The 11901-nt window shown below is 56.0% G+C and carries 3 protein-coding genes; 1 reads left to right on the top strand and 2 read right to left on the bottom strand.

The window, feature by feature from the left end:
* The first annotated feature begins 7 nt into the window (after positions 1-7).
* Positions 8-4327 carry a BREX-5 system adenine-specific DNA-methyltransferase PglX gene (gene pglX / locus ACNS84_RS12825; protein WP_435075265.1) on the top strand — a complete coding sequence of 1440 codons (4320 nt, stop codon included), beginning with the start codon at positions 8-10 and terminating at the stop codon, positions 4325-4327.
* Positions 4328-4645: 318 nt separating this feature from the next.
* On the opposite strand, the gene ACNS84_RS12820 is transcribed toward pglX (ACNS84_RS12825), so the two are convergent.
* Positions 4646-7549, bottom strand: a complete 2904-nt coding sequence (locus tag ACNS84_RS12820; protein ID WP_435075264.1) for a helicase-related protein — start codon at positions 7547-7549, stop codon at positions 4646-4648.
* A 6-nt stretch (positions 7550-7555) separates the two neighbouring features.
* On the bottom strand, positions 7556-11785 hold the full coding sequence (pglX, locus tag ACNS84_RS12815) for a BREX-5 system adenine-specific DNA-methyltransferase PglX (protein WP_435075263.1): 4230 nt from the start codon (positions 11783-11785) through the stop codon (positions 7556-7558).
* Positions 11786-11901 lie beyond the last annotated feature (116 nt).

The raw sequence follows: 11901 nt of genomic DNA, 5'->3' as shown, positions 1-11901 counted from the left end.
TACATCAATGGCTTCGGGGAATTCTGCGGCGCGGCAGGCCCAATTGGACAAGGCTGAACGAGAGCATCTCGAGGACGTCGTTACTGGGCTTCGCGAGCTCGTCGAGCGCGAGATCGAGTACGAGCTGGAACAGCAGTATGACCTGACGTCGCGGGAAGGCGGTGAGGAGCTATCGACAGAGCAGCAGTCGACACGGGAGGCGTTGGTCGAGGCGATCGACCACGAGAATCCGGGCGAGAAATCGTGGCAGTGGTGCTACGAGCAGTACGTCAACGGAGTAGGATATACGCTCATCAACCGGCTCGCCGCGCTGCGGTGTATGGAAGTTCGGGGCTTTATTGACCAACCCGTCACCCAAATCGGCGAGTCGGGGCTGACGCCGGCTGCAGAACAGGTGTTGGGCGAGCGGTTCGATGTCGGGCCCGACGAAGCGCTCATCGTCGCCTTCGAGGAGGCGTGCGAGCGGTTCGACGATGAGATCGAGCTCCTCTTTGACACCAACTCGCCGTATACGGTGCTTGATATCGATCCGGACCTGTTCGAGGAAGCCGCTGAGCAATTAGATGACGTTCCGGATGCAGTCTGGCGCGCCGATGACGTGCTTGGCTGGGTGTACGAGTACTACAACGTCGGGCTGCTCGATGATCTACGACGGAAAGGGAATTATGAAGGGTTGGAGCCGGAGGACGTTCCAGCAGCGAACCAGTTCTACACGCCCCATTGGGTCGTCCGGATGCTGACTGACAATTCGCTGGGGAAGCTATATCTGGAGGATACGGGAGAGTTAGATGACGTCGTTACACAGCAGGAGTCGCTGAGTTCGGAAGAGCGTAAACAGCGACCGTTGTCGCCAGATGAGTCGCCCGATATCGCAGACTTCTGTACGTATCTGGTTTCTTCTGAGGAGGATGGTGAGCCGACCGACTTTGACCATCCCTCCGAGCTGCGGGTGATCGATCCCGCTTGTGGAAGTGGGCATTTCCTGCTGTATGCTTTCGACGTCTTAGAGCGGATTTGGCGGGCCGAGACGGAAGTGGATAGGGCAGAGATTCCGCGGCAGGTGTTAAAGCACAATCTGTATGGCGTAGATCTAGATATGCGAGCCTGTCAGCTCGCGGCATTCAATCTGTATCTGAAAGGACGGACGCGGGCCGAGGTAGAGGGCGCCAATGGCTTCGACATGCCCGAGGTGGGGGTTGTCTGTGCGGATGCCAAAGTCGCTGAAGTCGAGGGTGTGGAGGCGGTATTCGAGGAGGTTGCTGGTAATGACGAAGACGTTGCGGCGGCGTTGCAGAAGATTTTGGATGCGTTCGAGGAAGTGCATGGGCTGGGGAGTCTGCTGGACGTTCGCGGGACACTAGGTGATCTGTTTGAGGACGACACCGATATCGGTGGGATGCAGCTGACGCTGGGTGATGATCCACGTGAGAGTCATACGCTTGGGCAAGTGCTGCACAGTCTACGGGAGGCCATCGAAGAGCACCGGGAGGAAGAGTCGTTCCTTGCACAGGATCTGCGGAGCTTTGTGAGACTACTGGATATTCTAGCCCAAGATTACGACGTGGCGCTGATGAACCCGCCGTATGGATCTCGTAATCGGATGCCCAATTCAATTAAAAAATATATCGAAGATAATTATCGATATCCGAAAGAATTCTATATCAATTTCTTTGAACTTGGACAGAATATTACAGTAGATAATGGAAGAATTGGAATGCTTGTTCCTCGAACCTTCATGTTCAAGCATCGGTTTGAGGAATTTAGAAAGGATTTCCTCGGAGAACTGAGCAGTTTCGACTTTCTCGCAGAGTTTGGAATTGGAGTTCTCGACAATGCAACTGTTCGTACGGCAGGTACTGTCGTCCGAAGTGGAGGTGATCCTCGTTCCACTGGCAGCTTCATGCGATTATATGACATTGGAACCCACTCGAAAGAGTCTGTATTTACCGAAACGATTTCTGGGGAAATAGATGATATACAGCGTTTATTTAATGTTGAATTATCTAACTTTAGAACAATACCAGGAACACCAATTTGTTATTCAACACCAGAACAGGTGCGTCAATTGCATCAGACTAATAAGAAGTTGGACGCGGGGCAGGCTGGTGTTGAGGGGGAGTCCGTTGGTTTGGCCCGTCAGGGTTTAGCAACCGCGAATGATGAAAGATTCTACCGAAAGTATTGGGAAACAAAGAATTCTGAATTATTCAAGCTAATAGCAACTGGTGGGTCTGATGCGTGGATTACGCCGCATATAAACCAGGTGGTAGAGTGGGGGGAGTCGGGAAAGGTAATCAAACGATATAGTCCAACGGTCAGAACACCAAACGAAGAATTATATGGCGAACGCGGTCTGGCTTGGAATTATATCAAAGAGACTGGGCGCCGGTTCGGTTACCAGCCACCAGACCGTCTCTTCAGCGCGACGGGATACTTGTTTGTTCCAAACGATGATCAAGCTATTTGGCAGATAATGGCGGCGCTCAATTCTAATCTATATCATTCGCTAATCCTATCGATCACGATTAGCCGGAATTGGACCGCTGGCTATGTCGGCAGCTTACCATGGTACAAATCACTCACCAAAAATGAAGAATTGTCAGAGATAGCTAAAGAACAGTATAATATTAAAACAATTGATAGGGCAACTGACCCAACGAGTCCACTGTACAGAGGCCCACCTCTAGTATTAGATTCCTCGATAGGTTTCTTCTATGATAATACTGATGTTGAAGGCACAATTGAAGACATAGAAATTCTATCCGAACATCATGAATCAGAACAAGATGTCCGAACACTGTGTAGGGATGTTGAGAGGAACCGTCTACAAAGGCAAGAGAAGCTGGAAGACCTATCAAATCGTGTAGATGAGATACTATACGAAGAATTCGGTATTCCTGAAGAGACCCAGAAGCAAATCCGCCAGGAGATTTTCCTCCGAACCTCTGAATCCCCCGAAGACCGCGAAGTCCCCGATCCCGAATCGGTCCCCGAAGTCCCCGACAACATCGACGAGCAGGTCAAAGACCTTGTCCATCACTTCGCGATGGAGGCCGTCCGCGAGGAGGACGACGGTATTATCCCGGTGTCTCAGATTGATGACCAGCCCGACATGCTCGATCGAATCGTCGAGCGCTTCGAGGATGCCTATGGTGAGCACGCCGACGATCGCCTCCGCGAAGTTGACGAGATACTCGGATCCAAGTCCGCCGCCGAGGAGGCGTACCCCAATCTCCGGAACTTCATCGCCGAGGACCTGTTCGACTACCACGTCGATCGGATGGAAAACACGCCGATCCTCTGGGAGCTCAGCACCGACAGACTCGTCGCCGACGTGAACGAGACCGGCTTTGCGTGTTTCGTCGACTATCACCAGCTCGATTCAGGCCTGTTCGACCGACTCACGACCCAGTATCTCGACCCACGGAAAGACGAGCTCCGAAACCGGCAGTCGACGGCAAACCAACGCCGGAACAATGAGTCCCTGTCATCGACTGAACGCTCCGAGGCTGCGAACACGTTCGAACAGACAACCAACATGCTCGGCCAGATCAACGAGTTAGAAAACGCGATGCAGGAGCTTGGAAGCGTGAGTGAACGCGAGTTCAGTCAGGAGCGCCGCGAGGAAGTTGAAGCACTCGCACCGAAGGTAGCGGTCTTCCGAGCGGAGACGAAAGAGCGCCTCGACGCCCTCGCTGAACTCCGGGAAGAGAAAGGCCAAGACTGGTTCCAAGATACTTTCTCGGACGGATTCTGGGAGAAAGTCCAGGAGTGGGAGGATGAATGGCTCGATGCACTGGATGAGCTTGAGCACGCGTGTGAGGCCTACGCCAAGCCGAACGACCAGCCGGTCGAGGCACATCTCGCAGATCTGTTCGACTATTTCAACTGGCGGCTCAAGGGCTCCGATCACTACTCGAGTTCGGGGATTCTGTTCATGACCTACTACTTTGAGCGGGAAGGAAGCGAGCTTCTCGACGATGATGGGGAACCATATGAGCACCTGACCGATGATGAGCAGCTGCTCGCGTCGCTTGCTACAGGGTTGGACGACCCATCCGTATTGGATGCTAGCTACGTCGACGAGGTCTGGGACGAAGACGGCGAGCCGCCGGCGCTCGTAGAGTTCAAAGCGCTTACCGAAGAGATCGACGACCGCTGTCAGGCCGTGCACCGCGAGATTCCCTCCGACTGGGCCGACCGAGCGCTCTCGGAGATCACCACTGCCGGGTACCAGCCTAACCACAAACACGGGGTGGCGATCAACATCAGACCTCTCGCCGACCAGCACATCGTTCCGGAGATCGTCGACGACAAAGTGCTGTAGCCGGGGAACAGTGGTAGAATGAGAATTCGCTCTTATGTAGAAATGCGGAAAGAGGTCGTTTATTTGTACCCTGCAGCGAATTAAGTACGCTAACTGGGACTCAGATCGCCGGACGCCAGCAGGTGTTCAAAATGTCAAATCGTCTTTCCGCAGCTCTACACAAGAGCGTGAGAATTTAACCAACAAATTTGGGCGTCTCGTTGGTTAAAGAGAGTGTCGACGAGTCCATCAGGTGGCACTTGGAAATATTCAGAGCGCACCGAACCGCTCTCAGAGAAGTCGCTCCTCAACGAATAGACCAGCTACGCTGGGTCCACGCTATTCAACCGGCAGTGTTAGACAGTACCCTTCGACCTCCGGGGCGAGTGAGATAACCTGTCGGCGCCGCTTGAGCTCGCCCTTCCGATCTTCCACACGCTCGTCCAGCTGCTCCAACCGTTGTCGCTGCCCCCGGATAGATATCTCCATGTCCCGTCCGGCCGCAGCCTGCTGTTGGTACTCGTCGATAAACGCTTCAAGCCGTTCGCGCTCTGCCTCGGCATACGCCTCCAGATTCTCCCGTTCTTGCTCGACCTCGGCTTCCCGGTCGGTGTTAAGCTCTTGCTTTATTGTCGTCAACACATTCGCCACATATCCCTCGGCGGCGGTCTCAAGTTCTTCTCGGCTCTCAAGTAACTCCCGAACTGTCCCCGCATCGGGCTTGGCACGAATCGTGTCGGCTTCAAGCACCTGCTCACCAACTGGTCGTCGTGGACTCTGACTGCCCAGATCCACATAGACGGGAACCAGCTCCTCTCGAATCGTTTCTCCAGTTCCATCCTCGAAGCCGATCTTGTAGATAAACGTAATACCGGGATTCTCGACGAAGGGGAGCAACTTCAGTCCGACCGTCCCCTCCTCACCACTCAACAAGCGCCGGCGTAGCCGCGTCACAAGCGCGTCGTCGGGTGAGAGATACTCGATCCCCTCGTGGTCCATCGCGAACTCACGAGAGAACGTTACGGGGCCACGTTCCGTTGCGACACCCGACTCTGAGAGCGATGCCGGAACGTGAGCGTCGTACAGCTGAGACCCACGCTTCTCGAGTCGCCCGCCGACCGTCTCCAACCCACGATCGACGAATGCCCGAATATCGGCCTCTGTCCCGAAGACGTCCGCCGAGTCATCGATCACATCCTGAATTCGCTGTCGGCTCTCTGCGTCGAACGTGCTTGGGTCGATCAGACTTCGGTCGTACCATTCGAGCAGCGTCTGCTCGCGCTCCTCCATGAGCGACTCAAGCTCAGCGGCCGTTGCTTCGGGCGGCTCCTCGTTCTGGACGGACCGCATGATCAGGTCGTCGATGTTGATATCGTCCAGCATCCCCAGGACGTCGGCCGTCGAGCCGACCTTCGAGCGGATGTTCTCGACTTTCTCTTCGAGGAGTTCGAAAATCTCGCTCTCGCGAGTTCCCTCGAACTGAAAGTTCCAGACTTTGACCTCCTTCTCCTGTCCATACCGGTGGATCCGCCCGATCCGCTGTTCTAACCGGTTCGGGTTCCACGGCAGCTCGTAGTTGATCATGATGTGGCAGCTGTGCTGAAGGTCGATCCCCTCACTGGCTGCATCAGTCGCAAACAGCAGCCGCGGCTCACCGTGGTTGAACTGGTCTTCGATCTGCTGGCGGTCCTCTTTGTCGACGTCGCCGTGAATCGTGAGAATCTCGTCGGCCCAGGGTTGGTCAGAGACTTCCTCCAAGAGATAATCGAGCGTATCGCGATACTCCGTGAACAGCAACAGCTTCTCTTGGGGGTTCTCCTCCAGCAGTTGTTGGATATAGCGTTTGACCTGCTGGGCCTTCGTGTCGACCGGAATCGACTCGGCCTGCCCAACCAAATCCTGCAACATCTCGATCTCTGTCCGCAGAGCCTCGTCGCCCTGCACAACGGTCAACTGTTCGAGCTCCTGCTCGGCGGCCTCCTGATCGGCCTCCTCGAGATCCTGCCCGTCGAGATACGCCTCCGCTTCGGTCGACAGGTCACGATCGGCACTGCCCTCTTCTAAGAGCCCTTGGAGCCGTCGACGGAGCGTTTCTCGAATCGCCCCGACGCTGGAGACCAGTCGTTTCTGCATTAGCGCCATCGCGAAGCCCACAGCGGGCTCGTTGAGCTGCTCCGAGCGGTTGTACACCTCCTGGACGTACTCAGTCACGCCGTCGTACAGCTGCTCTTCGGCGGGCGTCATCGACACCGACATCGTCTTGACTTCTCGATTGGGGAAGATCCGCTCGCCGTTATCGTCGTAGATGGTCTGTTTCCCACGCCGGATCATCACCTGCTCGACGGTTTCCCGGCTCAGCTCCTGGTCTTCGGCGACGAGCAGCGGGTCGAGATAGCTGATGAGTGAGCGAAAGCCCTCGCCCTTGCCGTCGTGGGGCGTCGCACTCAACAGCAGTGCCGACTCGGAGTTGCGGGTGACGCGTTCGGCCATCTGGGACGTGACTGACGGACTATCTCCCCGCTTGCCAGCCTTGTGTGCCTCGTCGATGATGACGACGTCCCGGAACGCATCCTCTAAGGCGGGTTGGAACTCGTCTTGACGGAGGAAGGCCATGCTCGTGATGAGTTGGACATCATCCTGGTCCCAGATGTTGGCCGCGTCGCCTAGGCGACGTCGCTCGCCCTCCACCCAGGCTCGGTCGGCGAGGGTCAGATCGATATCGAAAAAGCGGTCCATATCCCGGACCCACTTCTTCTGCAGGTGAGCCGGAACGACAAACAGGACGCTGTTAGCACGGTTTCGGGCTTGGAGCTCCTTGAGAATCAACCCCGCCTCGATCGTCTTCCCGAGCCCCACGTCGTCGGCGATAAGCGCTCGCTGGCGAAGTGACTCCATTACCTGATTCACGCAGGCCAGTTGGTACGGTTCCAGCCGGACCAGCGAGTTCGAGATAGAGAGGAGTTGGCCCTGCTCGTGGGCGATCGTCAGGTTCAGCGCCTCCATCCGGAGGTCGAACCGGTCGGCGTCGACGGCCTCGTGGTCGGGGTGGAACTGATCGACGTTTTCCGGGAGAGTCTCTACCTGACTGTCGATCGGCGTGATATCGACGTCAGCGATAGAGACGGTCTTCGGGCCGACGCCTTCGATATAGGCGCGGAGATATTCGATGTCGCCGACGCTGTCGGTGCGGATCACCTCCGCGGGCTGGTCGTTGATCCGAACGCGGTCTCCGGGTTCGTACATCGCTTGTTATAGGACATCGTCGTCGACGGTCTTCGGGACGATCTGCTGCTCTGCGAGTGGCGTGATGTTGATCGCGACGCCGTGTTTGTGGTTGGGCTGGTATCCTGCGGTCGTGATCTCCGAGAGGGCACGGTCTGCCCAGTCGGCGGGGATCTCTGAGGAGACTTCCGTACAGTCCTCATTGATGGCTTCACCGAGCTCGATGTACTCTTCTAAGTCGCTCGCAAGCTGGGAGATCAGTCGCTGTTGTTGGAACTCTTCATCATTCTCGAGCTGGGATTGATCGACCTGCCCCAGCTTGTCGAAGTAGTAGGTCATGTAAAGAATCCCGTTGCTCGCGAAGTGCGAGCTCCCGAGGAGGTCGTCAGTATAGTATTCAAACAGGTCGTACAGGTGCGCTTCCACAGGCTCGTCTGGGTCGGCAGCGTAGGCGTCGAACGCCGTTTCGAGATCCTCTAGCCCGTCGATCCACTCCTCACGCTGATTTTCGACTTTCTCGTAGAAGTTCCCGGTGAACAGTTCGGCTAAGTCCACGTCCTCCATGGCGGCGAGCTCGTCGACGTCGTCGAGCCGTTCCTCGGTGAGTGCCCTGAACTCAGAAACGCGATCGGCTGCAGCGGCGGCAAGATCCTGCTTGTCCTCGGGCCACTCCCGGAGAGACTGTTGCGCGAGTTCGGCCATGTTGTCCTCAAATTCCGCAATCTGCTCGAGGCAACTCTGGTAACGGGTGTACTCCTCAGCAGCCTCGGCCTGTTCGCTTGTCGACAGGGAGTCGTTGCTCCGACGGCGGTCCGCGGTGTTCCGCCGCTCACGCAGAAGCTCCTTCCGCGGGTCGAGGTAGCGATTCTGGAGGCGGTCGAAGATGCCCTCGTCTAATTGGTGATAGTCGACCAGACAGCCGAACCCTTCTCCTTCCGGGTCTGAGACGAGCCGCGTTGTCGTGAACCGCCACAGGATCGGTGTCCGGTCGAACGTCGCGACGTGGTAGTCGAAGAGGTCGTCTTCGAGCCACGCCTGGAGGTTCGGGTACGCCTCCTCGGCGGCGCTCCTGCCGCCGAGCACGTCGTCGACCTCGGCGAGTCGATCGGCGGCGTGGTCGCCCCAGACGCGTTCAAATTTCTCTTCAATTCGGTTCAAGAGTCCATCACTCCCCTCGACTGACGATAATGGAACAATTCCATCGTTGCTTTCTCTGACAACATCCATCGTGAACTGGAGAAGGAGATTCTGGACAAATTCAGTTAGAGAAATGGATGGGGCGTCCTCGCGTTCCGAATCGACCTGATCCCACTCGGTCAGCGGATCATCTATCGTCCGTAGCTCTACCTCTTGAAGAATTTCTCGTCGGAGATCCTCACTCAAGTTTAGTCGATCGAAGAGTAGCTGATCCGTCTTTCGCGCGCTCTGTTCTAGCTCCCGATCAAGGCGTTTTAGATAGTCTTCACCGGATCTTGCTAGTTCCTTGATACTCGTTTTTCGATCCATCTTCGGTGGCGTTTCCCAGTCTATTTCTTCCAAGAGAGTCCGATGTGGATGATCCGGTGGGTTCGGATTGCCATATCCGAGCATCTGCGCAGCGAGGGTCCCTGAAAAGTGTGGAGAGGTGAATTCAGTACTACGACGTCCAAGTACCTTCCCAAACTGTGACTTTGCCGATTCGGCGAGTACTTCTGAGTTTTCAAAGACAACTTCTGAGACAGGAAGACGAGAAACGGTTCCGGTTTCCCACTTCCGTTCGAATGTCTGTGCCAACTTAAGATAGGTCACTAGGCGACTGTTAAGGTACGAAATTATCGTCCATGTATTCATCTCCTCTGGGAAAATTGCTGTCCCTGACTCGGTGAATATTGACTCAGCATGCATGAAGCCGAAGTGACGCCCACTTCGTTTACGCCGATTGAATGTGATTCCCTCATTGAAATACAAGTGCGGGCTGCGGAGGTATGATCCAGAGTAGCGACGAACGTCATCTCCATTATTTTCCCACTGAATCGTCTGGGTGTTTTTCGGGAGAAGCCAGGTATCTGACCCCCCGTTAGATACGGGGGGGAATTGGTCAAGAATTCCCAATACCTCCCAGTAGAACGGGAGAAAACGCCCATCATCTCCACTTTGTAGCCCCACTTTGACGCTCCCAATACTCTCTTTTTTGGGAAGCTCAGCGTTATCTGCGTCTAAAACGGTCTCTGCGTTATACAGATCACGAAGTTCACGTGGAACCCAGTAGGAAATGGGGGCACCGGGTATGATGGAAAAATCCTCGGCACTTCGAGTGTATCGTCGTTTGATTTCATCGTCAAATTCACTGACGAATGCTGACGAAAGGAACGTTGTTTCCTTGTCTGCCTTCGGTACGTCGTGAAGGCGGATGAACTGTCCGTCATCGATCTCATCAGGAGCAGTTCGAACAACTGTCCCCACAGTTCCTACCATCGCGTTGTCGAGGACGTCGTAGCCGAATTCAGCAAGGAAATCAAACGCACGGTCTTGGCTGACAAAATCGACCCGGAAACTCTCGAAAACCTTCCGAAACATGAACGACCAAGGGACGAGCATACCCACTCGTCCGTTCCGCTTCGAAAGTCGTTCACAGACCTCAAAGAAATTCACATAGTAGTCTTGATGGTAATCGTAACGCTCAGAGACATACTCTTGAACAGCATCTGGCATTCGCCCACGCATTCCATACGGCGGATTCATCAACGCCGTGTCGTACTCCTGCGTCAACACCACCAGCAGATGTAGGAAACTCCGAAGATTCTGCTCGCCGAACGAGTCACCGGTTTGGTCGTCGACGGCTCGGCGGAGCGCTTTTAAAAACGAGTTGAGCGACTGGTGTGTTCCGCCGTTGTAGTCGCCGAGTTCAGTCTGCGTCTTGCTCGCGTCGAACGCCGCTTCGAGGGTCCCGCTCACGTCCAGCAGGCTTCCGAGCGCCTCAGTGTGCTGGAACGTCTCGATCACGTCGTCCAGCGCTTCCCGCAGATCGCTCCCCTCGCCGGTGATCTCGTCGAGCACGTCGGTCGCCTCCTCCACCTCCGCGATCGATGCGTCCGCACAGACGATCCCGACGTTGGGCATCTCGAACGCGCCGTCTTCCGCTTCGGCCCGCGTTCGGGCTTTTAAATAGAGATTGAATGCCGAGAGCTGACAGGAGCGCAGGTCGATGTCGACGCCGTAGAGGTTGTGTTCGAGGACCTTCGCGGGAATCTCCGCGCGGTCGAGTTCCGTCTCCGCCCACCAGATGCGCTCTAAAATGTCGAACGCGTAGAGAAGGAAGTGGCCGCTGCCACAGGCCGGATCGATGACGCGCAGCTCGCGCGGGTGGTCGAACTCCGGCGCGTCACCGGGCTCCTCATCGGGAATGAGGTAGGTACAGAGTTCCGGGATGTTGGGAGAGTCTTCCGGCGTGACGAGGCGGTTCTTCCGCTCGTCGGGAGAGAGCGCCTCGGGATCGGGGATGGAGTCTTCTCGATCGGTCGCTTCAAGATAGAGCTTCCCCAGCGAGTTGTCCGCGAGCATACGCACGACCCAGTGTGGCGTGTAGAACTGATTCGCCGGCCCTACGTCCTCGGGTTCGAGCGAGTTTTTGGCATCGAGCGCCTCGACGACCGGGCGGTTGTAGTACTCGTACACCCACCCGAGGACGTCGTCGGCGCGCCACACTGCCTCTGGAATCTCGTCTAATTCCGCCACCGCATCTTCGAAGAGATCCGGCTCGATATCCAACACCGTGTACGGCGAGTTGGTATCGAAAAGGATCTCAATTTCGTCGTCGAGCTGCTCACACGCCTCTTGGAAGGCGACGATGAGCGCTTCGTCGGGCCCGACATCGAACCGCTCGCCAAGAACTTGCTCCGCAGCCGGCGTCAGCCCAGAGTCACCGATCTGTGTCACCGGTTGGTCGAGAAAGCCACGGACCTCCATACATCGCAGCGCCGCGAGCCGATTCACGAGCGTGTAGCCGACGCCGGTCACGTACTGGTCGTACGCCCACTGCCAGGACTTCTCGCCCGGATTTTCGTACTCGATCGCCTCGACCAACTTCTTCCGAATTGCCTCCTCCTCTGTAGAGAGTCCCTCACCACCCTCCCTCGATGTTAACTCATACTGATGTTCGAGCTCGTACTCGATCTCACGCTCAACGAGCTCCCGAAGATCAGTAACGACATCTTCGAGGTGCTCGCGCTCGGCCTTGTCGAGTTGGGCTTTCCGCTGAGTTGAATCGGACCCAGACACAATTGTATACAACCCTCAACGCAGGCTACATGAACCTTCGCATGGCAGGAGGGCGGGTAGTTTCTGATTTCTAAAATGAGTTAGGACAAGAACATCTAAGTGGGGACCTCCCTCCT

The organism is Halorubrum wangae (genome assembly GCF_051194135.1).
Taxonomy (GTDB): Archaea; Halobacteriota; Halobacteria; order Halobacteriales; family Haloferacaceae; genus Halorubrum.
Note: the sequence above shows the minus strand (reverse complement) of the source record. Positions and strands in the feature narration are given on the sequence as shown.